The 24,987-nt window shown below is 68.3% G+C and carries 26 protein-coding genes and 1 tRNA gene; 16 read left to right on the top strand and 11 right to left on the bottom strand.

Going from position 1 to position 24,987, the window contains the following annotated elements; translation table 11 throughout:
• Positions 1-303: 303 nt before the first annotated feature.
• From AC2IR1_RS19745 to AC2IR1_RS19730, 4 genes are all read right to left on the bottom strand, one after another.
• Positions 304-1,308, bottom strand: coding sequence for a DUF6976 family protein (locus AC2IR1_RS19745; RefSeq protein ID WP_486473687.1), 1,005 nt, complete (start codon positions 1,306-1,308; stop codon positions 304-306).
• A gap of 91 nt (positions 1,309-1,399) precedes the next feature.
• Positions 1,400-1,609, bottom strand: coding sequence for a hypothetical protein (locus AC2IR1_RS19740; protein WP_486473686.1), 210 nt, complete (start codon positions 1,607-1,609; stop codon positions 1,400-1,402).
• Between the two features lie 139 nt (positions 1,610-1,748).
• Positions 1,749-4,268 carry an ABC transporter permease gene (locus AC2IR1_RS19735; RefSeq protein ID WP_486473685.1) on the bottom strand — a complete coding sequence of 840 codons (2,520 nt, stop codon included), beginning with the start codon at positions 4,266-4,268 and terminating at the stop codon, positions 1,749-1,751.
• Positions 4,265-4,990: an ABC transporter ATP-binding protein gene (locus AC2IR1_RS19730; RefSeq protein ID WP_486473684.1), complete on the bottom strand. Its 726-nt coding sequence runs from the start codon at positions 4,988-4,990 to the stop codon at positions 4,265-4,267. The genes AC2IR1_RS19735 and AC2IR1_RS19730 overlap by 4 nt, the downstream gene beginning before the upstream one ends.
• Positions 4,991-5,111: 121 nt before the next feature.
• On the opposite strand from AC2IR1_RS19730, the gene AC2IR1_RS19725 reads away from it, so the two are divergent.
• Complete coding sequence (locus tag AC2IR1_RS19725) at positions 5,112-5,732, top strand: arylesterase (protein WP_486476440.1); 621 nt, start codon at positions 5,112-5,114, stop codon at positions 5,730-5,732.
• Between the two features lie 60 nt (positions 5,733-5,792).
• Here AC2IR1_RS19725 and AC2IR1_RS19720 read toward each other — a convergent pair whose 3' ends face one another.
• From AC2IR1_RS19720 to AC2IR1_RS19705, 4 genes are all read right to left on the bottom strand, one after another.
• On the bottom strand, positions 5,793-5,999 hold the full coding sequence (locus tag AC2IR1_RS19720; protein ID WP_486473683.1) for a cold-shock protein: 207 nt from the start codon (positions 5,997-5,999) through the stop codon (positions 5,793-5,795).
• Positions 6,000-6,166: 167 nt separating this feature from the next.
• Positions 6,167-7,447: a geranylgeranyl reductase family protein gene (locus AC2IR1_RS19715; protein ID WP_486473682.1), complete on the bottom strand. Its 1,281-nt coding sequence runs from the start codon at positions 7,445-7,447 to the stop codon at positions 6,167-6,169.
• 1 nt (position 7,448) lies between these two features.
• Entirely contained in the window at positions 7,449-8,366 is a 918-nt protein-coding gene (locus AC2IR1_RS19710; protein ID WP_486473681.1) for an alpha/beta fold hydrolase, read from the bottom strand.
• An 8-nt stretch (positions 8,367-8,374) separates the two neighbouring features.
• Positions 8,375-8,938 (bottom strand): L,D-transpeptidase, encoded by a 564-nt coding sequence (locus tag AC2IR1_RS19705; protein ID WP_486473680.1) that lies wholly within the window; start codon positions 8,936-8,938, stop codon positions 8,375-8,377.
• Between the two features lie 417 nt (positions 8,939-9,355).
• Here AC2IR1_RS19705 and rfbC point away from each other — a divergent pair, with 417 nt between their 5' ends.
• The 6 genes from rfbC (at position 9,356) to AC2IR1_RS19675 (ending at position 14,391) form a co-directional block, all read left to right on the top strand.
• Positions 9,356-9,919, top strand: coding sequence for a dTDP-4-dehydrorhamnose 3,5-epimerase (gene rfbC, locus AC2IR1_RS19700; RefSeq protein WP_486473679.1), 564 nt, complete (start codon positions 9,356-9,358; stop codon positions 9,917-9,919).
• Positions 9,916-10,959, top strand: a complete 1,044-nt coding sequence (gene rfbB / locus AC2IR1_RS19695) for a dTDP-glucose 4,6-dehydratase (RefSeq protein WP_486473678.1) — start codon at positions 9,916-9,918, stop codon at positions 10,957-10,959. Before rfbC ends, rfbB begins: the two co-directional genes overlap by 4 nt.
• Positions 10,956-11,840 carry a dTDP-4-dehydrorhamnose reductase gene (rfbD, locus tag AC2IR1_RS19690; protein ID WP_486473677.1) on the top strand — a complete coding sequence of 295 codons (885 nt, stop codon included), beginning with the start codon at positions 10,956-10,958 and terminating at the stop codon, positions 11,838-11,840. Before rfbB ends, rfbD begins: the two co-directional genes overlap by 4 nt.
• Positions 11,837-12,766, top strand: coding sequence for a glucose-1-phosphate thymidylyltransferase RfbA (rfbA, locus tag AC2IR1_RS19685; RefSeq protein WP_486473676.1), 930 nt, complete (start codon positions 11,837-11,839; stop codon positions 12,764-12,766). Before rfbD ends, rfbA begins: the two co-directional genes overlap by 4 nt.
• Positions 12,767-12,920: 154 nt before the next feature.
• Positions 12,921-14,075: a DUF2793 domain-containing protein gene (locus AC2IR1_RS19680; RefSeq protein ID WP_486473675.1), complete on the top strand. Its 1,155-nt coding sequence runs from the start codon at positions 12,921-12,923 to the stop codon at positions 14,073-14,075.
• Between the two features lie 10 nt (positions 14,076-14,085).
• Positions 14,086-14,391: a hypothetical protein gene (locus tag AC2IR1_RS19675; protein ID WP_486473674.1), complete on the top strand. Its 306-nt coding sequence runs from the start codon at positions 14,086-14,088 to the stop codon at positions 14,389-14,391.
• A 7-nt stretch (positions 14,392-14,398) separates the two neighbouring features.
• On the opposite strand, the gene AC2IR1_RS19670 is transcribed toward AC2IR1_RS19675, so the two are convergent.
• Positions 14,399-15,211: an ABC transporter permease gene (locus tag AC2IR1_RS19670; protein ID WP_486473673.1), complete on the bottom strand. Its 813-nt coding sequence runs from the start codon at positions 15,209-15,211 to the stop codon at positions 14,399-14,401.
• Positions 15,212-15,418: 207 nt separating this feature from the next.
• Between AC2IR1_RS19670 and AC2IR1_RS19665 the strand changes: the two genes are divergently transcribed.
• Together AC2IR1_RS19665 and AC2IR1_RS19660 are read left to right on the top strand one after the other, a co-directional pair.
• Positions 15,419-16,516, top strand: coding sequence for a KpsE/RkpR family capsule polysaccharide export protein (locus tag AC2IR1_RS19665; protein ID WP_486473672.1), 1,098 nt, complete (start codon positions 15,419-15,421; stop codon positions 16,514-16,516).
• 3 nt (positions 16,517-16,519) lie between these two features.
• On the top strand, positions 16,520-17,182 hold the full coding sequence (locus tag AC2IR1_RS19660; protein ID WP_486473671.1) for an ABC transporter ATP-binding protein: 663 nt from the start codon (positions 16,520-16,522) through the stop codon (positions 17,180-17,182).
• Between the two features lie 280 nt (positions 17,183-17,462).
• Here the strand turns inward: AC2IR1_RS19660 and AC2IR1_RS19655 are convergent.
• Both AC2IR1_RS19655 and AC2IR1_RS19650 read right to left on the bottom strand, forming a co-directional pair.
• Positions 17,463-17,539 (bottom strand) — tRNA-Arg (locus AC2IR1_RS19655).
• 625 nt (positions 17,540-18,164) lie between these two features.
• Positions 18,165-18,476, bottom strand: a complete 312-nt coding sequence (locus AC2IR1_RS19650) for an ETC complex I subunit (protein WP_486473670.1) — start codon at positions 18,474-18,476, stop codon at positions 18,165-18,167.
• Between the two features lie 156 nt (positions 18,477-18,632).
• On the opposite strand from AC2IR1_RS19650, the gene uvrB reads away from it, so the two are divergent.
• From uvrB to rpsD, 7 genes are all read left to right on the top strand, one after another.
• Positions 18,633-20,831, top strand: a complete 2,199-nt coding sequence (uvrB, locus tag AC2IR1_RS19645; protein ID WP_486473669.1) for an excinuclease ABC subunit UvrB — start codon at positions 18,633-18,635, stop codon at positions 20,829-20,831.
• A gap of 55 nt (positions 20,832-20,886) precedes the next feature.
• Positions 20,887-21,384 carry a YdcF family protein gene (locus AC2IR1_RS19640; RefSeq protein WP_486473668.1) on the top strand — a complete coding sequence of 166 codons (498 nt, stop codon included), beginning with the start codon at positions 20,887-20,889 and terminating at the stop codon, positions 21,382-21,384.
• A 109-nt stretch (positions 21,385-21,493) separates the two neighbouring features.
• Positions 21,494-21,682, top strand: coding sequence for a PLDc N-terminal domain-containing protein (locus AC2IR1_RS19635; protein ID WP_486473667.1), 189 nt, complete (start codon positions 21,494-21,496; stop codon positions 21,680-21,682).
• A gap of 247 nt (positions 21,683-21,929) precedes the next feature.
• Positions 21,930-22,325 carry a RidA family protein gene (locus tag AC2IR1_RS19630; RefSeq protein ID WP_486473666.1) on the top strand — a complete coding sequence of 132 codons (396 nt, stop codon included), beginning with the start codon at positions 21,930-21,932 and terminating at the stop codon, positions 22,323-22,325.
• A gap of 2 nt (positions 22,326-22,327) precedes the next feature.
• Positions 22,328-22,594 (top strand): hypothetical protein, encoded by a 267-nt coding sequence (locus tag AC2IR1_RS19625; protein WP_486473665.1) that lies wholly within the window; start codon positions 22,328-22,330, stop codon positions 22,592-22,594.
• Between the two features lie 246 nt (positions 22,595-22,840).
• A complete protein-coding gene (locus tag AC2IR1_RS19620) occupies positions 22,841-23,908 on the top strand; it encodes a Hint domain-containing protein (RefSeq protein WP_486473664.1) in 1,068 nt (355 codons plus the stop codon).
• Between the two features lie 246 nt (positions 23,909-24,154).
• Entirely contained in the window at positions 24,155-24,775 is a 621-nt protein-coding gene (rpsD, locus tag AC2IR1_RS19615; protein WP_486473663.1) for a 30S ribosomal protein S4, read from the top strand.
• The last annotated feature ends 212 nt before the right edge of the window (positions 24,776-24,987 follow it).

The following is a 24,987-nucleotide window of genomic DNA, read 5'->3' as shown; positions in this document are numbered from 1 at the left end:
GCCTGACGGCCGATCGCCTCCGGCGGGAGTATTTTGGGCCCAGTGAAAGAGCGGGAGGGGCACCCGGCGGGGCGCCGTCCTTCTCCTTCCCTCGCGTGGCACGCGCCTCTTGCGAAAGGCGGCCGCCTTGCCGGGCACTGCCCCGCTCTTTCACTGGGCCTGAAATACTTCGGGGGGAGTCTCCGAAGGAGGCGGGGGCGGAGCCCCCTTCCCTTGGCCCGTTGCGGGCGGTGGGCATGAAAAACCCCCGCCGGTGAGGGCGGGGGCTGTCGCGTCCGTGAGTGGGACCGCGGTTGCGCGCGGTCAGGCGACGGCGGAGGTGCTGGCGGCCTTGAGGTCCACCCGCACCATGGTCTGGTTCAGCAGCATGTAGGCGATTTCCCCGAAGGTGGCGGGGCCGGTGTAGCTTCCGGTGGTCTTTCCTTCGAGCTGGCCGTGCAGGTAGTTCAGGATGCAGTTGCACGACATCTGCCGGGTGCCGTCACCCGAGGCGCGCTGCACGAAGGTGGCGGCATAGTCGGGCAGGGGTCTGGCCAGCCGGTAGTCGACGCCGGAGACGACGGGGGCGTAGAAGCGCACTTCGCCCGTGGCCGCATCGACCGACTGGAAGGAGACGTTGACCATGGCGCCGGCGTAATCGGCCACCAGCGGCAGCGCCGTGTCGATCCCCTGTTCCGCGATGTAATCCGCCAGGCGTACGGTCTGGCCGTTCACCGTCGCCGTGGTGGCGGTGAAGCCGGTCTGGTCGAAGGTGAAGTGCCGCGCCGGATCCATGTCCTGTTCGAAGAGGTTGAGGATGTCGATGTCCGGCTGCCGGTCCATGGGCAGTTCGAGGTGCATGACCACCGCGCCTTCGGTATGGAGCGCGCCGGTGCTGCCGTCGATCACGGCGGGGAGTTTCGTGCCGATCTCGTCCAGGGCGACGCCGGTGATCCAGCCCATCAGCGGCTGTTCGAAGAGGCCGGGGAAGGCCGGAGCTTCGAGCGCGAAGCGGCTGTGCGCCTCGGAGAAGGCGGGGATCAGCACCAGGGACATGCCGCCGTCGAAGCGGCCTTGGGTCAGGGTCTGCAGGGCGCCGGTGTCGAGGTGGCGGATGACGCTGTCGGTCGCCGCTTCGATCTGGGTGCAGTGCAGGCGGGCGGTGTCGTGGCAGCCGCCCTCTTCGGTCAGGAAGTAGACGGAGGTGCCGCCGATCCAGTTGCCGGCGGGCAGGGCGCGCAGCAGCGATTCCTCCCCCGCGATGAGGAGCGTGGCACCGCTGCGGATCAGCGCGGCCGTGGCTTCGGGGGTGAGCATGGCGTTTTTCATCGGGTCTTCCTTTCGAACGGCAGCGGGTGCCTTGAAACCGGAGCAGGAGCAGGAACTGGAACTGGGGCCGGGGGCCGGGGGCGGCCGGCGGTCAGATATGGGCGAGGTCGGCCTGGGCGGCGGAATTGCGGGCGAAGTATTCGCGCAGCTCGGCGATGGCCCTGGACATGCTGCCGGGGTCCAGCATCACCTGGGTGCGCAGCCGCGACAGCAGCATGCGCGTGCCGAGGGAGGCATTGGCCGGGGTCGCGTTGCCGGTGAGGGCACGGCTCCACTTGGGGTCGTTCGAGGCGGGAATCATCTGCGGTCCTTCCACTGTTTCGGGCGGAGGATCCGGGAGAAGTGCTAACGGGTGGTTTCATGCCCCCGGGTCTGATCGGGGGGGGGAACGGGGGCGGCCCCGAGGCGCGCCCCGCGCGAGGGACAGGGGGCTTTCGGCGTCAGTCCCGGGCGCGCAGGATGCGGGCGGGTCGGGCCGAGAGCGGGCGCCAGGCGAAGGCGAGCCCCGCCGCGAGGTTCAGCGCCAGCCCGCCCAGCACCACGGCCAGGGCATTGGGCCAGATCACGCGGTAGTCCGCTTCCAGCAGGAAGTGGCAGATGGCCCAGGCGCCGAGGATCCCGGCCAGCAGCGCCACCAGCCCGGCGCCCGCGCCCAGAAGGCCGGCACGGAGCGCGAAGCTGCGCAGGATCTGGCCGCGCGTGGCGCCCAGGGTCTTCAGCACCGCCGCTTCGTAGCTGCGGGCGCGTTCGCCCGAGAGCGCCGCGCCGATCAGCACCAGGAAGCCCGTGACCAGCGTGGCCGCCGCCCCCCAGGAGGTCGCGGCGGCGATGGAGCCCAGCAGGTCCGAGACCAGCGTGACCGCATCGCGGACCGAGATCGCGGTGATGTTGGGGAAGTCGCGGGCGAGGCTGCGGAGCAGGGCCGGTTCGGCCTCTTCGGGCGCGTAGACCGTGGCGATCCAGCTGTGGGGCGCGCCCTGCAGGGCGGCGGCGTTCATCAACAGGATGAAGCCCATGCCGGCGGAGGAGAAGTCGACCTCGCGGAAGGAGGTCACCTCTGCCTCTATGTCGCGGCCGAGGATGTTGACGGTGAGGGTGTCGCCCAGGTGCAGGCCGAGTTCGGCGCCTTCCTCGGCGGAGACGGAGACCTGGGGCGCGCCGGTGTAGCCTTCGGGCCACCAGGTGCCGGCGGTGACGGTGGTGTTGTCGGGCAGGGCATCGGCATAGGAGACGCCGCGGTCGCCGCGCAGGACCCAGTGATCGCCGGCGACCTCGCGGGCGGGCTGGCCGTTGATGCGGGTGATGACGCCGCGCAGCATGGGCGCGCGGTCGACGCGGGTGACGGCGGGGTCGCCTTCGGTCAGGGCGAGGAAGGGCGCGACCTGGTCGGGCTGGATGTCGAGGGCGAAGAAGGCGGGGGCGCGGTCGGGCAGTTCGTCGGCGATGGCGGCGCGCAGGTTGCCGTCGATCTGGCCCACCGAGGCCAGGACAGAGAGGCCGAGGCCGAGGGAGAGCACCACCGGCAGGGCTTCCGTCCCCGGTCCGGCGATGGCGGCGGCGGCCCAGCGGAGCGCGGGGCGGCCCCGGGCGGCGCGGGAAAGGGGGGCTGCGGCGCGGCGGAGCAGGGTGGCGGAGGCGGCCAGCAGGATCAGCGCGCCGAGGATGCCCGCGAAGGCCCAGAGCGTCAGCGCCCAGGCGCCCGAGAAGGCGGCGGCGGCGCCTGCGAGCGCGGCCGCCAGCAGGGCGAGGGCCAGCAGGAAGGGCCAGCGGGGCAGGCGGCCCGGTGCGGTGGTCGCGCCACGGAAGAGCTGGGCCGCGCGGACCTCTTCCACCCGGGCAAGCGGCCAGAGGGTGAAGAGCAGGGCCGTCAGCGTGCCGTAGAGCGCGGCCTGGGCCAGGGGCGCGGGGTAGAGGCCGAAGAGCGCGGGGATCGGCAGGCTTTGCGCCAGGAAGGGGGCGGCCAGCAGCGGCAGGGCGGCGCCGAGGACGAGGCCGAGGGCGATGCCCAGCAGGGCCAGGGCGCCGATCTGCAGGAAGTAGGTGAGGAAGATCACCCGGCGCGTGGCGCCCAGCGTCTTCAGCGTGGCGATGATGCCGATCTTGGCGCCGAGGTGCGCGCGCACGGCGGAGGAGACGCCGACGCCCCCCACGGCCAGCCCCGCCAGCCCGACGAGGACGAGGAAGGCCGAGAGCCGTTCGACGAAGCTGGAGATCCCCGGCGCGCCGTCGCGGGCATCGCGCCAGCGCAGCCCGCTGTCGGCGAAGCGTTCCTGGGCCTCGGACTTCAGCGTGGCGAGGTCGGCGCCGGGCAGCAGGGTCAGCCGGGTGCGGCTGTCGAAGAGCGTGCCGGGGGCCAGGAGCGGCGTGCCGTCGAGCGCCGCGCGGGCGACCATGGTGCGCGGCCCGAGGGAGAAGCCGGAGGCGTTGGCGTCGGGTTCCTTCGTGATCGCGGCCATGAGGCGGAAGGGGGTGCCGCCGATTTCGACCTGCTGGCCGATCTGCACGCCGAGCCGGGCGATGAGGGCGGGGGCCATGACCGTGCCGGGCAGGCCGTCCGCGCCCGCCAGCGCCTGCGACAGGGGCTGGGCCGGGTCGAGGGTGACGCGGCCCACCAGAGGATAGGCGGCGTCCACGGCCTTCACCTGCGTCAGGGCGCGGTCGTCGGAGGTGCCCACCATGGAACGGAATTCGGCAATTTCGGAGGTGGCGGCGGCGCGGGCGGCGATCCAGTCACCTTCCGCGTCGGTGGGGAAGCGGTAGGTGAGGGAGATTTCCGCATCGCCCCCCAGCATGGCGGCACCTTCGGCGGCAAGCCCGGCCTCGATCGCGGCGCGGACGGAGCCTACGGCGGCGATGGCGGCAACGCCGAGGGCCAGGCAGGCGATCAGCAGGCGGAAGCCGCGCAGGCCGCCGCGCAGTTCGCGCGCGGCGAAGCGGAGGGCGAGGGAGAGAGAGGTCATGCGGGATGGGCCGCCGTTTCGGAAGGGGCGAGCCGCCCGTCGCGCAGCGGCTGCACCCGGTCGCAGCGCGCCGCGAGCTCGGGCGCATGGGTGACCATGACGAGGGTGGAGCCGTGGCGGTCGCGCAGGTCGAAGAGCAGGTCCATGATGGCGGCGCCGTTCGCCTCGTCCAGGTTGCCGGTGGGTTCATCGGCCAGCAGGATCGCGGGGCGCGGGGCTGCGGCGCGGGCCAGGGCCACGCGCTGCTGTTCGCCGCCCGACATCTGCGAGGGGTAGTGCCCGCCGCGATGGGCGAGGCCGACACGTTCCAGCTCTTCCGCCGCGCGGTCGAAGGCATCGGGGGCGCCCGCCAGTTCCAGCGGGGTGGCGACGTTTTCCAGCGCGGTCATGGTGGGGATGAGGTGGAAGCTTTGAAACACCACCCCCATATGTTGACGGCGCAGGCGGGCCAGCGCGTCTTCGGACAGGGCCGTGATCTCCTGCCCCATTACCGTGACGGAGCCGCCGGTGGCGCGTTCCAGCCCGCCCATGAGCATGAGGAGCGACGACTTGCCCGATCCCGAAGGCCCGATGAGCCCCAGCGTTTCCCCCGCCGCGACGGAGAGGTCGATGCCGTGGAGGATTTCGACACGTCCGGCATTGCCGTCGAGCGTCAGCGCGGCGCCCTTCAATTCGATCACGGGGTCGGACTCTGGCGCGACGACGGGGGAGGACGTGGGCATTGGCAGGCTTTCCGGTCTTGCAGGTCTTTTGCGGAGGGGGCGCAGGTTTCGATATGGGCGCGCGGGCGCCGGGAGCAAGGGGCAGCGGGGCCGGAGATACGGCGCATTGGCTGCATTTCTCATGCTGCTGGGGGCCGCGGCGCCGGTACAGGCCGAAGACCAGGTGCTGCTGGCGCTGGGCGACAGCCTGACCCAGGGCTACGGGCTGGAGCAGGGCGACGGGCTGGTGCCGCAGCTGGAGGGCTGGCTGGGCGATCACGGGCACGAGGTCCGGGTGATCAACGGCGGCGTGTCGGGCGATACCAGCGCGGGCGGGCTGAGCCGGGTCGCCTGGTCGCTGACGCCGGAGGTCGATGCGGTGATGGTGGCGCTGGGCGGCAATGACCTGTTGCGGGGGATCGACCCGGCGGACACGCGCGCGAACCTCGACGGGATCCTGGAACAGGTGCAGGCGCGGGGCCTGCCGGTGCTGCTGGTGGGGATGCAGGCGCCGGGGAATTTCGGCGCCGACTACAAGGCGCAGTTCGATGCGATCTATCCGGAGCTGGCGGAGGCGCGGGGGGCGTTGCTGCTGCCCAGCCTGATGGCGCCGGTGTTGGGCGATCCTTCGGCGCCCGACCTGGCGGGGGCGGCGAAATGGCTGCAGGCCGACGGGATCCATCCCAATGCGGAAGGGGTCACGCGGATCGTGGAGGCGCTGGGCCCGGAGGTGGAGGCGTTGCTGGCGCAGGCGGCGCAGTAACCCGGGCCCGTCAGGGGAGTATTTGGGGGAGCATGGAGCGGGCCAGGGGCCCGCGTCACGTCATTCCAGCGTCAGGTTGATGGCCGACATGCGGCCGTCACGGCCTTCCTTCAGTTCGAACCGCACACGCTGGTTGTCGGAGAGGCCCGGCAGGCCGGACTGGGCCAGGGCGTTGATATGCACGAAGATATCTTTCATGCCGCCTTCGGGGGCGATGAAACCATAGCCCTTGGTCTCGTTGTACCACTTCACCGTTCCGCTCATCATGGCGTCACATATCCTTTGTCGGACATTCCGGCGCGGCCGGCCCATGGCGGGCAGACCGGGCGCGGTTTGCGGCTTTTCGAGGTAGGTCCGCCGGGGGTGAGCCGGAGGGGCCAGCCGGTCGCTTGCTGTACCGTTGCGGATTGATCTTGGCAGAATTCCGCCCCGGATCAACTGGTTTGATCACCGGTACGCGCAGATTTGCCGCCGGGCAGGCGGCTGCGCAGGGTCGCTGCAAGGAAGGATGGCAGGCGGCGCAGGGTGGCGCGGGCCATGTCGCCGTATTCGACCTCTCCGCCCAGCAGGCGCATGTAGAGGTGGCGCAGGCTGCCCGACTTGCGGAAGGCGGCGATGAAGGCGGGGCGGAAGGTGTCGGAGAAGAGCAGGACGCGAATCGCGCGGGCCTGGCGCATGGCACGGTGCACGGGCGCGATCCGGCCGCGGTAGAGGTCGAGCGCCCGGGCCGGGCTGCGCGTGGCGATCGCATCGGCGGCGGCAAGGGCGGCCTGCTGGCCGCTTTTCATCGCATAGGCAATGCCTTCGCCGGTGATCGGATCGACCAGCCCCGCCGCATCGCCGGCCAGCAGAACTGCGCCACGTCCGGGCCTTTTGCGCACTTCGCCGAAGGGCAGGTGGTGCCCCTTGCAGGGCAGGCCCGGGTCACGCCCCAGAAGCGCCAGGTAGGCGGCCATGGAGGCCTTCATGTCGGCGTTGCGCGACAGCACGCCGCCGATCCCGATGGTGGAGCTGGCCTTCTTCGGGAAATGCCAGCCATAGCCCCATTCCGCCGCGCCGAAGTCGATGCGCAGGGGCTGGGTTTCATTGTCGGCGTCGGGCTCTGCCTCCACCTCCAGGCCGAAGCCGATCTGGTCGCGGTCATAGGCCTGCCCGAAGAGGGCGCGGGCCACCTGGGAGTTCACCCCGTCCGCGCCGATCAGCACCCCGGCGGTCAGGCGCTGCGCGTTGTCGAGGGTGAGGGCGGGGGTTTGCGTGTCCAGGGCCGTCACCCGGTGGCCGGTGAAGTCGGCCGCCCCGGCGGCCAGGGCGCGGCGCGTCATTTCCGCATCGAGGTCCCAGCGCATGGCGAGGTGGACCGGGGGGATGTCGGAGAGCTGGCCGAGCGATTGCCCGTCGCAGTAGAGATCCACCGCGCCGTGGGTTTCGATCAGCCGGTCCGGGACGGGTTCGCCGTAGATCTCTTCGAAATAGGCGTAGCTGCGCCCGGTGAAGCCCCCACCGCAGAGCTTTTGCCGGGGGAAGGTGGCCTTGTCGATCAGCGCGACGGAGAGGCCACGGGCGCGGGCGGTGAAGGCGGCGGCAGCCCCGGCCGGCCCGGCCCCCAGGACGATGACATCGAAATGCGTCCGTGCCCCGGCATGAGCAGTATCGGCGGGGGTGGAATGGGCGGGGGCGGAATGGGCCGCGGGGGCGGCGGAAAGGGGCGCGGTCAAATCAGGGCTCGTCAAAGAAGAAGGCATGAATATCGTCGAAGAGCCGCCTGGATGTCACGAAAAGCAGGTGGCCCTGGCCTTCATAGAGGCTAATCCGGTCCGCCGGAAGGCGCCGCACGAAGCGCAGGGTGGGATCGACGGGAAAGACCGTGTCCTCCGTCCCGTGGAAGACGCCGATATGGGCATCGGCAAGAGCGCCGGGGCGATCCAGCGTCCAGTACATGAGCGAGGCGGTATGGGCCATGGTGCGCCGGATCGAGGGCGTCGACATGCTGTCGTGCTGGGCGGCGGCGCGGGCGGCGCTGTCGGCGGCCTTGGACGGGTCGGCAAGGCCCGCATCGCCGTAGAGCAGGGTGCGGTAGTTCTCGGCCCAGGCGTCCTTCGGATCGGCGCTGCCGGCGCGGGTCATGGCGCGCAGCACCTCCACCCCGGAACGGATCGAGGAAAGCTCTGCCGAGGGGAAGGGCCCCGCGGTGGAGATCAGGGCGATGGAGACATCGGAGGTGTTCAGCCGTTCCGCCGTTTCGATCGCGATGGGGCCGCCGGTGGAATAGCCGAGCAGGTAGACTTCCTCGGGGGCGAGGTCGTTGATGTAGTCGGCGATGACCTGCGCCGAGCCGTCGATGGAGACGCGGTGGTCCAGCGGCAGCCCGTCCAGCCCGGGGAAGCGATAGGCCACGACGGTGCTGTCGGGGACCTTCCAGTCCAGCACGGGGGCGAAGATGTTGACCGAGGCGAAGGCGCCGGGGATCAGCACGATGGCGCGTTTCACCCCGGGGCGGGCATGGCCATCCTCGACCAGGGGAAAGGCGCCTGCCTGGTCCGGGCCGGGCAGGGCCGAACAGGCGGCGAGCAGCGGCAGCAGGACGAGGGCCACCAGGCGCCGGAGGGCACCTGGCGTGACGTGGAGCGCGCGCATGGGACGGGTCAGAGCACCGTGACCGGGGTGCCCACGGGCACCTGGTCGTAGAGCGCGATGACGTTTTCATTGCGCATGCGGAAGCAGCCGGAGGAGGCGTTGCGCCCGATCGAGTTGGGATCGGTGGTGCCGTGGATCCGGATCGCCGTGTCGCGGCCGTCCTGGTAGAGGTAGAGCGCGCGGGCGCCCAGCGGGTTGTTCGGCCCGCCCGGCATGCGGTCGCTGTTGCCGGCGAACTTGCCGTAGATCGCGGGATCGCGCTTGATCATCTCTGGCGTGGGACGCCAGGAGGGCCATTCGACCTTGCGCGCGATGACCGCGTTGCCGGTGAAGCCCAGCCCGGGGCGGGCGACGGCGATGCCGTAGCGCATGGCGCGGCCGGGCGCGGTGACGTGGTAGAGGAAATAGGCACGCGGCAGGATGACGATGCTTCCGGGCTGGTAATCGGAGGAAATGCTGACCTCTCGCGGGGCGAGGATCGGCGGCCCCTGCACCGCGAAGGCGGGTCCCGAAAGGGAAACGAGGGCCGGGGCCGCAAGGGCGCCGGCGAGGAAGCTGCGGCGGGTCGTCATGGGGTACCTCCGGAGAATCACGAAAAACCTGTGTCCGATTGAACTTACCAAACTCTGACAGGGTCGTTCACGTTCCGGCGCGCGGCCAACTCCCTTCGGGCCTGTTGCCGATAGGACACGCGCGACCCGGCGGCAGTCGCCAAAAGGGGCCTGACGCCGAAGAGCTTCACTTGATCTTTCACAAGGAAAAATCAACGCTTCGGGGAGTATCACCGGAGCTGTTTCCGGGCCATGGTGCCGCAGAGGGGATTGGCCTAACAGGTCAGTCGGGCAAGGCAGTCGGGCTGGGCAGTCGGGCTTGACGGGGAAGCCTGGTGCAACGGGGAGGGCCTGCGTGACCGGGGAAATCCGGCAGCGGGTGCTGTCCACGGTCGGGCAGGGAACGGCGCGCAAGCGACCAAGAGGGACGTGACCAGAATGGACGTGACACAGACCGACCTTCCGGAGGTCCTGATCCTGACCCCCCGCCGCTTTGGCGATGCACGGGGCTTTTTCAGCGAGACCTGGAACGCGGCCCGCATGTCGCAGGCGGGGCTGGACCTGGATTTCGTGCAGGACAACCATTCCTTTTCGGCCCAGGCGGGCACGGTGCGCGGCCTGCATTACCAGGCGCCGCCCCATGCCCAGGGCAAGCTGGTGCGCTGCGGGCGCGGGCGGCTTTGGGATGTGGCGGTGGATTTCCGGCGCGGATCGCCGCGCTTCGGACAGTGGGTCGGCGTCGAGCTGAGCTTCGAGAACGGGCGGCAGCTGTGGATCCCGCCGGGGTTCCTGCATGGTTTCGTCACCCGCGAGGCGGAGACCGAGATCTGCTACAAGTGCACGGATTTCTACGCGGCGGAGACCGAGGGCGCGGTGCGGTGGGACGACCCGGACCTGGGCATCGACTGGGGCGTTTCAGACCCGGTGCTGTCGGACAAGGATGCGGCGGCGCCGCTGCTGGCCGGGGCCGAGAGCCCCTTTGAATGGGAGGGCGCGGCATGAAGCTTCTGATCACCGGCGGGGCCGGATTCATCGGGTCGGCCGTGGTACGGCTGGCGGTGGCGCACGGGCATGAGGTGGTGAACCTCGACGCGCTGACCTATGCCGCCTGCCTGGAGAACCTGGCGAGCGTGGAGGAAAGCCCTCTCTACCGGTTCGAGAAGGCCGACATCCGCGATGGTGCGGCGCTGGCGCGGGTGTTCCGCGACCATGCGCCCGATGCGGTGATGCACCTGGCCGCCGAAAGCCACGTGGACCGGTCGATCGATGGACCGGGCACCTTCGTGGATACCAACGTGATGGGCACCTGCACCCTGCTGCAGGCCGCGCGGGCCTACTGGGAAGGGCAGGGCCGGCCGGAGGCGTTCCGGTTCCACCACATTTCCACCGACGAGGTCTTCGGCACGCTGCCCGACGATCCGGCGCAGAAGTTCACCGAAGAGACGCCCTATGCGCCGAACTCGCCCTACTCGGCGTCCAAGGCCGCGTCCGATCACCTGGTGCGGGCCTGGCACGAGACCTATGGCCTGCCGGTGGTCCTGTCGAATTGTTCCAACAATTACGGGCCCTTCCATTTCCCCGAGAAGCTGATTCCGGTGGTGATCCTGAACGCGCTGGCGGGCCGGCCGATCCCGGTCTACGGCGACGGGGCCAATGTGCGCGACTGGCTTTACGTCGAGGATCACGCGGAGGCGCTGCTGGAGATCGTGACCCGGGGCGCCGTGGGGCGGAGCTACAACGTGGGCGGCAATGCCGAGGCGCGCAATATCGACCTGGTGCGCCAGATCTGCCGGATCCTGGACAGCCGCCGCCCGGCCCATGGGCCGCACGAGGATCTGATCACCTTCGTCACCGACCGCCCGGGCCACGACCGCCGCTATGCCATCGACGCGACCCGGCTGCGCGACGAACTGGGCTGGGAACCGCGGGTGACCCTGATGGAGGGGCTGATGAAGACGGTGGACTGGTACCTGGAAAACCCCGACTGGTGGCAGGCCCTGCAGGAAAGGACAGGCGTCGGTCAGCGCCTGGGCCTGGCATGAACGGGACCATCAGCGGGAATGCGGGCGGAATCGGGTCGGTCCTTGTCTTCGGGCGGAGCGGCCAGCTGGCCACGGAGCTGGCGCGGCGGGGCGATGTCACCTGCCTTGGCCGGGCAGAGATCGACCTGGCCAAGCCGGGCCTTGCGGGGGCGGCGATCGCGCAGATGCATCCCGCCGCGGTGATCAACGCCGCCGCCTATACCGCCGTGGACAAGGCCGAAAGCGATGCCGCCCTGGCGCATCGCCTGAACGCCGCGGCGCCGCGGGAAATGGCGCTGGCCTGTGCCGCCCTGCGGATCCCCTTCCTGCAGGTTTCGACCGACTATGTCTTCGACGGCAGCGGCGACCGCCCCTGGACCGAGGGGGACCGCACGGCGCCGTGCAACACCTACGGCGCCACCAAGCTGGCCGGGGAGGGGATGATCGCCGCCATCGGCGGGCACTGGGCGGTGCTGCGCACCTCCTGGGTGTTTTCCGCCCACGGGGCGAATTTCGTGAAGACCATGCTGCGGCTGTCGGAAAGCCGCGATGCGCTGTCCGTCGTGGGCGACCAGCTGGGCGGGCCGACGCCCGCCGCCGCGATCGCCGACACGCTGCTGGAGATGACCCGCCAGATGCGCGCCGGCGCGCCGGGGGGCCTCTTTCACTACGCGGGGGCGCCCGATGTCAGCTGGGCCGGGTTCGCGCGGGAGATCTTTGCCCGCGCCGGGCGCGAGGTGGCGGTGACGGAGATCGGCACCGAAGCCTGGCCGACCCCCGCCGCGCGGCCGCGCAATTCGCGGCTGGATTGCCAGCGGTTGCAGGCAGAGTTCGGGATCGCGCGGCCGGATTGGCGCGCCGGGCTGGATGCGGTGCTGGAAGAACTGGGGGCGATGGCATGAGCGAACGGAAGGCAGGCGAGCAGGATGGCGGGACGACTGCCGGTACGACTGCCTGGACGGGCCGCAAGGGGATCATCCTGGCGGGCGGGTCGGGCACGCGGCTTTACCCGATCACCATGGCGATTTCCAAGCAGCTGGTGCCGATCTACGACAAGCCGATGATCTACTACCCGCTGTCGGTGCTGATGCTGGCCGGCATCCGGGAGATCGCGATCATCACCACGCCGGAGGATCAGCCGCAGTTCCGCCGCCTCTTGGGCGACGGCAGCCAGTGGGGGCTGGAGTTCTGCTGGCTGGAACAGCCCAGCCCGGACGGCCTGGCCCAGGCCTACCTGCTGGCGGAAGACTTCCTGGACGGGGCGCCTTCGGCCATGGTGCTGGGCGACAACCTGTTTTTCGGTCACGGCCTGCCGGAGCTGATGGCGGAGGCGGATGCGCGCGGCGCGGGGGGCTGTGTCTTTGGCTACCAGGTGTCCGATCCGGAACGTTACGGGGTTGTGGATTTCGCCGCCGACGGCACGGTGCGCGCCATCGTCGAGAAACCGGAGGTGGCGCCGTCGCGCTACGCGGTGACGGGGCTCTACTTCCTGGACGGGACGGCGCCGGCGCGGGCGCGGGCGGTGACGCCCTCTGCCCGGGGGGAACTGGAAATCGTGTCGGTGCTGGAAAGCTACCTGGCCGAGGGCCTGCTGACGGTGCAGCAGATGGGGCGCGGCTATGCCTGGCTGGACACCGGGACGCATGGGTCCCTGCTGGATGCGGGGAACTTCGTGCGCACCCTGTCGGAACGTCAGGGCCAGCAGATCGGATCGCCGGACGAGATCGCCCATGCGGCGGGATGGATCGACGATGCGGCCCTGCTGGCGCGGGCCGAACTCTTCGGCAAGAACGCCTACGGCCGCTACCTGCGCAGCCTTGTCGGTTAGGGCCGGTGGGATAGGGCCTGCGGGATAGGGCCTGCTGGATAGGTCCTGTGGGGGAGGGCGGGGGGCAGCGTACGGTGGGGTGAAGGCTGGTTAACGGCGGAAGGCATAGCGTCTGGAGGAGCCTTTTGACGGGCCTTTTGACAGGAGCCAGACCATGCCGGACACCTCTGCCAGCCTTTCCCTGCCCTACATGCAGCCCTCGCAGGCGCAGAAACACGTGACCCACAACGAGGCGTTGCTGATCCTTGACGCGCTGGTGCAGCTGGCGGTCGCGGACCGGGATCTGACCTCTCCTCCGGGGAGCCCGGCAGAGGGCGATCGCTACATCGTTGCCGCCGGTGCGACCGGCGACTGGGCCGGGCAGGCGGGGGCGCTTGCGACCTTCGACGGTACGGCCTGGATCTTCCTGGCGCCGCAGCCCGGCTGGCGCGCCTGGGTCGTGGACGAGGACCGGTTGCTGACCTGGCGGAGCGGATCCTGGCAGGATGAGTCCGGCCTGCCGCTGGAAGTGTCGCAGCTGGGGGTGAACACGGCCTCCGACGCGGTGAACCGGCTGGCCGTGGCCGCCCAGGCAAGCCTGCTGACCCATGCGGGCAACGGGCACCAGCTGAAAATCAACAAGGCGGCGACCGGCGATACGGCGAGCCTTCTCTACCAGTCGAACTGGAGCGGCCGGGCGGAAATGGGCCTGGCGGGGGAGGACGACTTCTCGATCAAGGTATCGGCCGACGGCAGTGCCTGGGTGACCGCGCTCAGCTTTGCGGGGGGCAGCGGGCTGGCCAGTGGTGCGGCGGTGCAGGGCGATGCGGGCGACACGACGGCGGGCCGGCTGATGACCGTGGGGGCCTTTGGCCTGGGCGGTGCGGCGGTGGCGGCGCCGGGCGATGATGCGGATGGCTGCACGCTGGGCGGGGTCTATGCGCTGACGGCCTCGGGCGCCAATTGCCCGGTGGGCGATCCTTCCGGGGCGGCGCTGCTGGCCCTGCCGGCGGGCAGCGGCACGCGCCAGGTCTTCGCCGACCAGGATGGCCGCACCTGGAGCCGCAGCCACGATGGCAGCAGCTGGGGCAGCTGGTCGGAGCTCTTCACCCAGGCCAGCGTGGTGGGCACGGTGGCGCAGTCGGGCGGGGTGCCCACGGGCGCGGTGATCGAAAGCGGATCGAATGCCAACGGCGAATACACCCGCTGGGCCGACGGCACGCAGATCTGCACCAACGGCGGCAGCGCGATTTCCACCGATCCCGCGAGTTTTGCCGGGACGCCGGTTTCGATCGACAGCGGCAAGCTGAAGATCGGGCGCTGGTTCTGAGGAGGCCGCCATGCACATGGATCGCGACCCCCTTCTGCCGGTGGACCGGGAGGAGCCGCAGGCCCGGCGGGCCCGCGCCAAGGCGGAGTGCCGCAATCGCATCCGCGCGGTCATCGACCTGCCCGCGCAGGTGAACCTGCAGGGGGCGGCGCTGGCGGGCCTGCTGCGATTCGAGGAGGCGGAGCTGTTCCGCGAAGGGCAGGAGTGGATCCTGGACATGCAGCGCAGCGCGCGGGCGCGGGCGGCGGATCCGGGGCGGTGCGGCGACTGGCCGGACCCGCCCGGGGGCTTCGCCGCACTGGCCCGGCGCTTTTAGGCGCGGATCATCGGCCGAGGATGTCGCGGTGGTGGTGACGCAGGAAGAGCAGCCCCGCCGCCAGGGTCGAAAGCCCCAGCAGCGCGACATAGGCGGGCGAGGCCCAGCTGGCATCGTAGCTGGGGTAGATCCCGCGCCGCAGGATGGCGATGACATGAACCAGTGGGTTCCACCACAGCCAGTCGCGGAACGGCTGCGGCACCGATTCGAACAGGAAGAAGATGGTGGAGATGATGAACATCGGTCGCATCAGGATCGACCAGAGGTGGATCCAGATGGGAAAGAGCCCCTGCAGTAGGCAGTTCAGCGTGCCGATCCCCAGGCTGAGCAGGCCGCACAGGGCATAAGCCTCTATTATCGCGCTGAAATCCAGGATGGCCCGGGTGCGGTAAAACAACAGGATCCCGGCCAGGACAAGGTAGCTGACCATCAGCTGGGTCGCCATGTTGAGCAGGAAGCGCGCCACCAGCGCATCGCGCCAGCTCACGCCCGGGAAGGACAGGAGCGGGCGGGAGAATTCCATAGACTGGGCGAGCTTGCCCGTCAGGTGTCCGAACATGGTGAAGGGCAGCATGCCGGTGGCGTAAAACAGCGGAAAGATCACCCCCAGCCCCGGTTTGTGCAGCGCGACGGAGAACACGGCGGAAAGCAGGGCCACGCCCGCGACCGGTTCCACCACGGCCCAGAGATAGCCGCCCGGGGTGCGACCATGGCTTGTCGCCATTTCCCGCAGCATGAGCGCCAGGATGACGCGCCAGCTTCCCTGGCGCGACCGCAGGCGAACGGGCAGCGGAGGCGGGTGAAATCTCGTCTCTGACACCTTCTGTGTTAACCCTTTTCTGACGGTTTCGGGCCTAGCCTCGGCCATATGAATGAACAAACCGCAAACAGCATTCGCGCCGCCGCCCCTGCCGCAAGTGTGGCATCCGTGGCGCCGGTCGCCCCACCCGGAACGGCGCCCGGCCCGAAGCCTGACTCGGTGCGGGCGGCGCGCCCCGCCGTGACACGTGGCCGGCGCCGACGGCGCATGGTGCTGCTCAGCTTCGCAGTTTGCGTGCTGGCGCCTCTTGCGGTGGCGGCGTGGTACCTCTGGGTGCGGGCGGCGGATCAGTATACCTCCTCCCTCGCCTTTACCGTCCGGTCGGAGGAACAGGCCCCCACGCTGGAATTGCTGGGCGGCCTGTCGGAGCTGTCGGGCAGCCATTCGTCCGACAGCGATATCCTTTACAGCTACCTCAAGAGCCAGGACCTGGTGACAGCCATCCAGGCGGATCTGGACCTGCGCGCGATCTGGTCACGCCCGGGGGTCGGATGGCGCGATGGCGATCCGGTCTTCGCCCTGGCCCCCGATGCCCCGATCGAGGACCTGGTGACCCATTGGAACCGCATGGTGAAGATCTACTACGACGGCAGCGCGGGCCTGATCGAACTGCGCGTCATGGCCTTCACGCCGCAGGATGCCACGGCGGTCGCGGAGCAGATCCGCGAGAAGAGCTCCGCCATGATCAACTCCCTCTCGGATGCGGCGCGGGAAGACGCGATCGGTTACGCGCGGGAGGACGTGGACCTGACGCTGGACCGGCTGAAGGCGGCGCGGCGGGCGATGACGGAGTTCCGCAACCGTCACCAGATCGTTGACCCCGGGGTGGAACTGCAGGCGCGCGTGGACCTTCTGGGCGATCTGCAGGGCCAGCTGGTGGAAGCGCAGGTGGAGCTGGACTTGCTGGAGGCGCGGCCATCGCGCAATGACATCCAGACCCTGAACCTGCGCCAGAAGGTGGAGATGATCGAGCGGCGGATCGCGGTGGAGCGCGGCCGGCTGGGCCTGGGCGCCCCCGAGGGCGACGAGGAGGCCTTTGCGACGCTGGTCGGCGCCTTCGAGGAACTGGCCGTGGAACGGGAATTCGCCGAGGTGACCCACCGTGCCGCCCTGGCGCGTTTCGACACCGCCCTGGCGGAGGCACGACGCCAGAGCCGTTATCTGGCCGCGCATATCCAGCCGACTCGGGCCGAGACCTCTCTCTACCCGGAACGGGGGCTTCTGCTGCTTTACGTTGGGTTGTTCCTGCTGCTTGGCTGGTCGATCTCGGTGCTTGGGGTCTATGCGGTGCGGGACCGGGGGTAGGGGATGATCCGGCTGCAGGACCTGCGCAAGGAATACCGGCGCCATGGCCAGAAGGTGCTGGTGGCCGACGGGATCTGCGCCACCTTTCCGGCACGCCGGTCGGTGGCCCTGCTGGGGCGGAACGGTGCGGGCAAATCGACCCTGCTGAAGATGATCGCCGGCACCGAGGAGGCGAGCGCGGGCAGCATCGTGTCGACCGGCACGATTTCCTGGCCGGTCGGTTTTGCCGGCGGGTTCCATCCCCGTCTGTCGGGGGTGCAGAACGTGCGCTTCGTGGCCAGGATCTATGGCGTGGACAGTGATGCCCTGCTGGATTTCGTGCAGGATTTCGCGCAGTTGGGTCCGCAGATCCGCATGCCGTTCAGCAGCTACTCTTCCGGCATGCGGGCGCGGCTGGCATTTGGCCTGTCGATGGGGCTCGGGTTCGATACCTACCTCGTGGATGAGGTCACCGCGGTTGGCGATGCGGCCTTCCGCCGGCGCAGTTCCGAGCTTTTCCGGGACCGGCTGCAGCACTCCGGTGCCATCGTGGTAAGCCACGCGATGGCGCAGTTGAAGGAGCTTTGCGACATGGGGGCGGTGCTGGATCGCGGCCGGCTGATGATCTTCGACGATGTGGAGGAGGCGATCGACCTCCACCAGGCCAACATGGCCCGGGCGGCCTGAGACCCGGGGCGGCCCCCGGTGAGTCCCCAGGTGCGGTCCGTGTCAGGCCCGGATGAAACAGGCCCGTGTGAGACAGGCCCGTGTCAGCCAGATCCGTGTGTGAAAAGCCCGGGTGCACGCAGGGCGGCTTGGCACGACGAAAGAAAGACCCCCGATCCGCACCGGACGGGGGCCTTTCGTCGATCTTGGCATGAGGTCTTCAGCAGTCGGGGCGCAGGCGTGGCGCGCGGCCTCCGGAAGACCTGTCATATGTGCCCGAGGGTGAAGGTGAAGGATGGTATGGCGACCCCGGAAGGACTCGAACCCTCAACCTGCCGATTAGAAGTCGGCTGCTCTATCCAGTTGAGCTACGGGGCCATGGGTCGCCTTGTCCCGGAAAGCGACGCGCTTGGCAAGCCCGCATCAACCTGTCGGCTGCCTGCGATCAGGCAACCGAAGCGAGAGCGGAAATCCCCCCTACGATAAGCAGAATGACAACGATCGCGGCAATGGCGTACCACAGCGTCGGCATCTGGTACGGCGCCTTTCGGGCGTAGCACTTCCCACAGTTACTGCCTGAAAGCCGCATCTTGTGTCCGCAGTCCTTGCAGACGAATACTCTCAAAGTCATCGTCGGATGTTCCCCAATCCGTTCGCGCGGGCCTGAAATTGCCCGATGTTTTCGTCCCCTAGTTACCCTATCTGCTGCACTGCAGAGCTCGCAACTTTAAAGCGTGGTGTGCTGGCGTCTGAACCGTTCGGTGGCGTCGTGAGGCGCAAAAATTGTGACAATTTAAGCATCCTGCGAAATATCTTTTCGCTACGAAGTCTTCAGCCGCAAGACATGGAAAACGCAATCAAGATGTTGATTGCATTACACATCATCCCGATGCGGCGTGAGGGCTAGGAACGAAGTTCATCAGCTCGCTACAGGGTTGCCTATAGCAGAGTTTAAACAACTGTCAAATGTATAGGTTGCCGATGGCAACCTGTCAGGCGGGCATCAGTGGGTCCAGGCGCCACGCCGGTTGGTCGAGAAATTTTCGCCGTAACCAAAGGGACGTACGTTGTGCTTGCGTTCCTGGGGTTCGGTCACGACGGCATCAATTCCGTGTTCGTTCGCGTACTCCAGCGCGGCTTCCTTGCTTTCGAAGCGAAGGCGCACCTGGCTCTGGGTGTCGCTGGAAGAGGTCCAGCCCATCAGGGGGTCGATTTCGCGGGCCGACTCGGGGAAATATTCGAGTACCCAATTGTGGGTCTTCGCGGTGCCGGACTGCATTGCGGTCTTGGCCGGGCGATAGATTCGTGCGCGCATGGAAACCTCCTGAATCGTTCTTTCCTTATCCGGAATTTCTTGACGATCCGCAAGCGTGGCAGGTTCTTGCGGAAAACTGTCAGCAGCACGGCGGCAGCCGGGGTTGAACCCGCGCAAAAAGAGGACAAATCTGGAACAAACCGGATCGGAGCCCCCATGGCCTACGCCCATAACGACAAGCTGCCCGCGATGCTGCATGCCCCAGCCCCCGACGTGAAGTCGCGGGAGAAGCTGGAAGGTGGCAAGCGGTTGGTCATGCAGACCACATTTGAACCCGCCGGGGACCAGCCCACGGCGATTGCGGAGCTGTGCCAGGGTGTGCAGGACGGTGATCGCGACCAGGTTCTGCTGGGGGCTACCGGCACCGGCAAGACTTTCACCATGGCGAAGGTGATTGAGCAGACGCAGCGCCCGGCGATCATCCTGGCGCCCAACAAGACGCTGGCGGCCCAGCTGTACGGGGAGTTCAAGGGCTTCTTCCCCGACAACGCGGTCGAGTATTTCGTCAGCTACTACGATTACTACCAGCCCGAGGCCTACGTGGCGCGGTCGGACACCTATATCGAGAAGGAAAGCCAGATCAACGAGCAGATCGACCGCATGCGCCACTCGGCCACGCGGGCTCTGCTGGAGCGGGACGACGTGATCATCGTCGCTTCGGTCAGTTGCATCTACGGTATCGGCAGCGTCGAGACCTATGGCGCGATGACCCAGGATCTGAAGGTCGGCGGCCAGTACGATCAGCGCGGGGTCATCGCGGACCTGGTGGCGCAGCAGTATCGGCGCAACGACCAAGCCTTCCAGCGGGGCAGTTTCCGGGTGCGGGGCGACAGCCTGGAAATCTGGCCGGCGCACCTTGAAGACCGGGCGTGGAAGCTGTCGTTCTTCGGGGAGGAGTTGGAAGCGATCACCGAATTCGATCCGCTGACGGGGCAAAAGACCGACACGTTCACCCAGATCCGGGTCTACGCCAACAGCCACTACGTGACGCCGAAGCCGACGATGCAGCAGGCGATCATCGGCATCAAGAAGGAGCTGCGCCAGCGGCTGGACCAGCTGGTGAACGAAGGCAAGCTGCTGGAAGCGCAGCGGCTGGAGCAGCGGACGAACTTCGACCTGGAGATGCTGGAGGCGACGGGCGTCTGCAACGGGATCGAGAACTATTCGCGCTACCTGACCGGCCGCGCCCCCGGAGAGCCGCCGCCCACGCTGTTCGAGTTCATTCCCGACGACGCCATCGTCTTTGCCGATGAAAGCCACGTTTCCGTGCCGCAGATCGGCGGCATGTACCGGGGTGACTATCGGCGCAAGTTCACCCTGGCCGAACACGGGTTCCGCCTGCCCAGCTGCATGGACAACCGCCCGCTGAAGTTCGAGGAGTGGGACGCGATGCGGCCGCAGTCCGTCTATGTCAGCGCGACGCCCGGCGCCTGGGAGATGGAGCAGACCGGCGGTGTCTTCACCGAGCAGGTCATTCGCCCCACGGGTCTTCTGGATCCGCAGGTGGAGATCCGGCCGGTGGAGATGCAGGTCGACGACCTGCTGGACGAGATCCGCAAGGTCACCGCCGACGGCTACCGGACGCTGGTGACGACCCTGACCAAGCGGATGGCGGAGGACCTGACGGAATACCTGCACGAACAGGGCATCAAGGTGCGCTACATGCACTCCGACATCGACACGATCGAGCGGATCGAGATCCTGCGCGACCTGCGGTTGGGGGCCTTCGACGTGCTGATCGGCATCAACCTGCTGCGCGAAGGGCTGGATATTCCCGAATGCGGGCTGGTGGCGATCCTGGATGCGGACAAGGAAGGGTTCCTGCGGTCCGAGACCTCGCTGATCCAGACCATCGGGCGGGCGGCGCGGAACGCTGACGGTCGGGTCATCATGTATGCCGACCGGATCACCGGGTCGATGGAACGTGCCCTGGCGGAGACCGAGCGGCGGCGCGAGAAGCAGATCGCCTACAACGAGGAACACGGGATCACGCCGGCCACGGTCAAGAAGAACGTGGAGGACATCCTGGCGGGGCTCTACCAGGGCGACACGGATCAGAGCCGCGTGACGGCCAAGGTCGAGAAGCCGCTGATGGGGGCCAACCTGCAGGCGCATCTGGACGGGCTGCGCGACGAGATGCGCAAGGCGGCGGAGAACCTGGAGTTCGAGGAAGCCGCGCGGCTGCGCGACGAGATCAAGCGGCTTGAAGCGGTGGACCTGGCCGTGGGCGACGATCCGATGGCCCGGCAATCGGCGATCGAGGCCGCGGGAGAGGCCGCGACGAAGAGCCGGGGCCGGTCGACCGCCGGGCGCCCGGGGCAGCGTGGCGGCAACGTGAAGCGGCGCAAGCGGTGAGGCGGCGGACGCCCGGTGCCGGGCCATGCCTGCGCGCGGCCCCTAAGGTGCGCCGGTGAGCACCGCCCTGCAGACCGCGTTGGTGCTGGGGGCCGGGGTCTGGCCCGGCGGCGAGCCATCGCCCGCGCTGCGGCGGCGCGCGCTGCATGCGGCGGGGCTTCTGTTGCGGGGGGAGGTCGACCGGGCCGTCCTGTGCGGCGGCGTGGGGCGCTATCCGCCCTCAGAGGCGCGGGTCATGGCGCAGCTGATCGAGGCGGAGGGCGTGCCAGCCTCTGCCCTGCTGCTGGAAGAGCGGTCCACCGACACGATCAGCAATATCAGCAATGCCTGCGCGCTGTATCCGCAGATGCGTGACGTGGTTCTGGTCACGGACCTGTATCACGGCCCCCGGGCGCGGGTGATCGCCCGCCACCTGGGCCTGCGGGCGCGGTCGTCGAGCCCGGACTACCCCGAGGAACTGGGGCGGGTGCGGCTGGCCCGGGCCAGCCTGCGGGAGGCGGCCGCGATGCTCAAGATCGGGATCTGGATGGCGACGGGACACAAGCTCGGCTGAGCGGAAGGGTGGGCCCGGCTGGGTGGAAGGGCAGGCGGGAGGGAACGAATTGGCCGTTTCGGGCGTTTCCACTGCAGACCTTAAACGGACGTAATGACGGAGCTGACCAATGGAATTCGGTATTCTCGGACTGATCATCCTCATCGCTGATATCTACGCAATCTACCAGGTGCTGACCTCTGCCGCATCGGGCGCGGCCAAGATCCTGTGGACCCTGCTGATCCTTATCCTGCCCGTGCTGGGCTTCATCATCTGGCTGGTGGCAGGCCCGCGCGGCGGCCGCTCCGTTCGGATCTGAGCCGACCAAGGCAGAACATGGTGACAGATAATGGCCGGGGGCCGCTGCATGGGAGTGCAGCGGCCCCCTTGCCACTTGGGGGCCGGTTCGGGGGCTCGCTGTCGTTTCCGACCTCGCCCCGGTCCCAGTACATGCCCTTGCACAGCCCTTGCACCGGGGCCCTTGCAGCGGGGCCCTTGCACCGGGGAACGCCGGGCGTAGGGTGGCGGCAGTTCAGCCCTGCAATGTCATGAAAAGGACCCGGCCCATGGACCCGCTCTTTCACCTCTTCGATCGCGGGCCCCGCCCGGTGGCGCCCTTTTCCCACGCGGTGGAGGTCGATGGCTGGGTCATGCTGACGGGACAAATGCCCACGGACCCGGCTGCCCCGGATGCGCCCCTGCCTGAGGGGATCGAGGCGCAGACGGCCCGGGTGATGGACAACCTGGCCCTGATCCTGGCGGAACTGGGTCTGGATTTTTCCCACGTGGTGCAGTGCCGCTGCTTCCTGACGGAGTTCGAGCGGGACTACGCTGCCTTCAACAGCACCTACGAAAGCTATTTTCCGGCGGACCGGCGCCCGGCCCGCACAACGGTTGGTGTGACCGCGCTGGCGGTGGGAGCGCTGGTCGAAGTGGACTGCGTCGCCCGTCGTCCGGGCTGAACATGGCGGAGCTGGAGGTCTTTCACAGTCATCTCTACCCGGGTGCCCGTGGCCGCTGGCGGCAGGGGGCGCTGAGGGTAGGAGAAAGTGCGGATGGGCCGGTCCTGATCCTGTTTTCGGATGGCAGCACCGCGGACGCGGATCTGAGGGGGGATGTGCTTTCGGTCGGGGCCTATCGCACCACGGCGGGCACGGGGATCGTCGCGAAGGTCTGGCAGGTCGAAGGGGAGGGCGCGGATGTGCGGATCCGGGCACGGCTGAAGCGCTGAAAAGCGCTTTCGGCTTCCTGAAACCTTCGCGCAACAGCGCCCGGGCGTGGCGGGGCAGGTGCTATGCCATACGCCACCGATTCGGTACGGTTGCCGGGCCCGCGTCCCTGTCGGGCGCTTTGGTTGCAAGAAGGTAGGTCAAAAATGAATGAAATGCCTGCCGCGCTCTCCCTAAGCGGGAAATGCCCCAAGATTGCCCAATTTTTGCGGCATTCGGATACGGACGGATTTGGGGAGGAACGTTAGATGCGCAACCGCAATGTTGGAACCTACGTGATTTCCTGGTCGCAGACCGAACTGGACGGGCTGGTGGCCGGGCCGCTGAACGGTGTGAGGGTCGGCGCGACCTGGACCTGGTCCGGCGAAGCGGTGCGTGTCGATGGGCCGGTCGAACTTTTGAGCCTGGTGCCGCAGCCGGATGACGGCAACATGCGCCGCAGTGCCGCCCGGATGGTGCGCCGCCTGATCGGCGCCGCAACCCGGGACGAGGCGGAGCCCGGTCGGGCCGGGATCGAAGACCCGCTGTTCGAAGCCGGGTTCGTCCTGACCGATGGCCTCCGGACCTATGCGGCCACCCTGATCGAGGTCGGTCCCAGGGCCCAGCCCTTGCTGATGTTCCTGGATGCCATGCCCGAAGCCGGCCGGGATTTCTGGATCGTGCACGAGGCGTTGCGACGCGATGGCGTGCCGCAGCGGGCGGAGGAAACGGCCGGTGGCGTGATCTGCTTCACCCATGGGACACGGATCTCGACCCCGCATGGCCCCCGCGCGGTCGAGGATCTGTGGGAGGGGGACAGGGTTCTGACCAAGGACAACGGTCCGCAGCAGGTGCAGTGGATCGGGGCCCGGCGCATGACCGGGGCGCGGCTTTATTCCATGCCGCATCTGCGCCCGATCCGCATTCGTCCCGGTGCTTTCGGCATTCGCCGTCCGGAGGAAAGCCTTCTGGTCTCGCCGGAGCACCGGATGCTGGTGTCCGGCCCTGTCGCGAGGGAGCTGTTCAACGCCCACGAGGTGCTGGTCACCGCGCGGGACCTGGTGAACGGGGGCACCATCGTGCAGGATCTGACGGTGGCCGAGGTCACCTATGTTCACCTGCTGCTGGATGCGCATCAGATCGTCTTTGCCAACGGGGTCGAGACGGAAAGCTTCCACCCCGCGAATGCGGCGCTGACGGCCCTGACCCCGGCCGATCGGGATCGCCTGCTGAATGGCATGCCGGAGCTGGAATACGATCCGCATCACTACGGGGCCTATGCCCGTCGCAACCTGTCGCGCCCCGAGGCGGCGATCCTGCAGCGCGGCGTCGCCTGACCCCCGCGTCGTCTTTGGTGCGAAAGTCCTGCAGAATTCGGGGAAATGCCCTGCAGAGCTGATTGACTCCCCCAAGGCAGCCGCTATAAGCGCGGCTTCATTGGTGTTGGTGGGCCCCGCAAGGGGATTCCTGTCAACCCGGGTGGCCTGTCCGATGGGGCGGGTCCGGGTAGAGGACAACGCCCTTCACAGCCGTCAAGGACCGCGGATGGTCCGAAGGCGGCACCCTAACGAAGGAGATCAGCCGTGACCAAACGCACGTCTGCCAAGTACAAGATCGACCGCCGCATGGGCGAAAACATCTGGGGCCGTCCGAAGTCCCCGGTGAACCGCCGCGAATACGGCCCCGGCCAGCACGGCCAGCGCCGCAAGGGCAAGATGTCCGACTTCGGCCTGCAGCTGCGCGCAAAGCAGAAGCTGAAGGGCTACTACGGCGACCTGACCGAAAAGCAATTCCGTCGCATCTTCGGTGAAGCCGAACGTCGCAAGGGCGACACCGGTGAGCTGCTGATCGGCCTGCTGGAGCGCCGCCTGGACGCCGTCGTCTACCGCGCCAAGTTCGTGCCGACCGTCTTCGCAGCCCGTCAGTTCGTCAACCACGGCCACGTCCTGGTGAACGGCAAGCGCGTCAACATCCCCTCCTACCGCGTGAAGGAAGGTGATGTGATCGAGGTTCGCGAGAAGTCCAAGCAGATGGCCGCCATCCTGGAAGCCGTCCAACTGCCCGAGCGTGACGTTCCCGACTACCTGGAAGTCGACACCTCCAAGCTGACCGCGACCTTCGTTCGTACCCCGGGCCTGTCCGACGTGCCGTACCCGGTGCAGATGGAACCGAACCTGGTGATCGAATACTACGCTCAGAACTAAGGTTCAGAGCCGACCGATACGAAGGGGCCGTACCGAGAGGTGCGGCCCTTTTCGCATGTGTGGTCATTGGGGCGTTAGTGCGTGCAGACGGCGCGGTCCGACGGGGCGCGGCGGTCGCGTCGCCCGGAGCTCCTGCACGGTGGCGGCGGGGCCTGCGTTGGCCCGTGCGTCTGTCGGTGGAAGGCCTGCCTGGGCGATGGGGGCGCCGTTCT

This window comes from Pseudooceanicola sp. NS-SX8 (assembly GCF_057380755.1).
The sequence above is the reverse complement of the archived record's forward strand: the minus strand, read 5'-3'. Positions and strand labels throughout refer to the sequence as shown.

Coding starts and splice junctions, on each gene's coding strand:
- rfbD (WP_486473677.1), top strand. CDS start 10,956: ATGAACGGGACCATCAGCGGGAATGCGGGCGGAATCGGGTCGGTCCTT.
- AC2IR1_RS19710 (WP_486473681.1), bottom strand. CDS start 8,366: ATGCGCGCGCTCCACGTCACGCCAGGTGCCCTCCGGCGCCTGGTGGCC.
- rfbA (WP_486473676.1), top strand. CDS start 11,837: ATGAGCGAACGGAAGGCAGGCGAGCAGGATGGCGGGACGACTGCCGGT.
- rfbB (WP_486473678.1), top strand. CDS start 9,916: ATGAAGCTTCTGATCACCGGCGGGGCCGGATTCATCGGGTCGGCCGTG.
- AC2IR1_RS19745 (WP_486473687.1), bottom strand. CDS start 1,308: ATGAAAAACGCCATGCTCACCCCCGAAGCCACGGCCGCGCTGATCCGC.
- AC2IR1_RS19675 (WP_486473674.1), top strand. CDS start 14,086: ATGCACATGGATCGCGACCCCCTTCTGCCGGTGGACCGGGAGGAGCCG.
- AC2IR1_RS19740 (WP_486473686.1), bottom strand. CDS start 1,609: ATGATTCCCGCCTCGAACGACCCCAAGTGGAGCCGTGCCCTCACCGGC.
- AC2IR1_RS19665 (WP_486473672.1), top strand. CDS start 15,419: ATGGTGCTGCTCAGCTTCGCAGTTTGCGTGCTGGCGCCTCTTGCGGTG.
- AC2IR1_RS19660 (WP_486473671.1), top strand. CDS start 16,520: ATGATCCGGCTGCAGGACCTGCGCAAGGAATACCGGCGCCATGGCCAG.
- AC2IR1_RS19730 (WP_486473684.1), bottom strand. CDS start 4,990: ATGCCCACGTCCTCCCCCGTCGTCGCGCCAGAGTCCGACCCCGTGATC.
- AC2IR1_RS19735 (WP_486473685.1), bottom strand. CDS start 4,268: ATGACCTCTCTCTCCCTCGCCCTCCGCTTCGCCGCGCGCGAACTGCGC.
- AC2IR1_RS19650 (WP_486473670.1), bottom strand. CDS start 18,476: ATGCGCGCACGAATCTATCGCCCGGCCAAGACCGCAATGCAGTCCGGC.
- AC2IR1_RS19705 (WP_486473680.1), bottom strand. CDS start 8,938: ATGACGACCCGCCGCAGCTTCCTCGCCGGCGCCCTTGCGGCCCCGGCC.
- uvrB (WP_486473669.1), top strand. CDS start 18,633: ATGGCCTACGCCCATAACGACAAGCTGCCCGCGATGCTGCATGCCCCA.
- AC2IR1_RS19630 (WP_486473666.1), top strand. CDS start 21,930: ATGGACCCGCTCTTTCACCTCTTCGATCGCGGGCCCCGCCCGGTGGCG.
- AC2IR1_RS19720 (WP_486473683.1), bottom strand. CDS start 5,999: ATGATGAGCGGAACGGTGAAGTGGTACAACGAGACCAAGGGCTATGGT.
- AC2IR1_RS19635 (WP_486473667.1), top strand. CDS start 21,494: ATGGAATTCGGTATTCTCGGACTGATCATCCTCATCGCTGATATCTAC.
- AC2IR1_RS19620 (WP_486473664.1), top strand. CDS start 22,841: ATGCGCAACCGCAATGTTGGAACCTACGTGATTTCCTGGTCGCAGACC.
- AC2IR1_RS19680 (WP_486473675.1), top strand. CDS start 12,921: ATGCCGGACACCTCTGCCAGCCTTTCCCTGCCCTACATGCAGCCCTCG.
- AC2IR1_RS19725 (WP_486476440.1), top strand. CDS start 5,112: ATGCTGCTGGGGGCCGCGGCGCCGGTACAGGCCGAAGACCAGGTGCTG.
- rfbC (WP_486473679.1), top strand. CDS start 9,356: ATGGACGTGACACAGACCGACCTTCCGGAGGTCCTGATCCTGACCCCC.
- AC2IR1_RS19625 (WP_486473665.1), top strand. CDS start 22,328: ATGGCGGAGCTGGAGGTCTTTCACAGTCATCTCTACCCGGGTGCCCGT.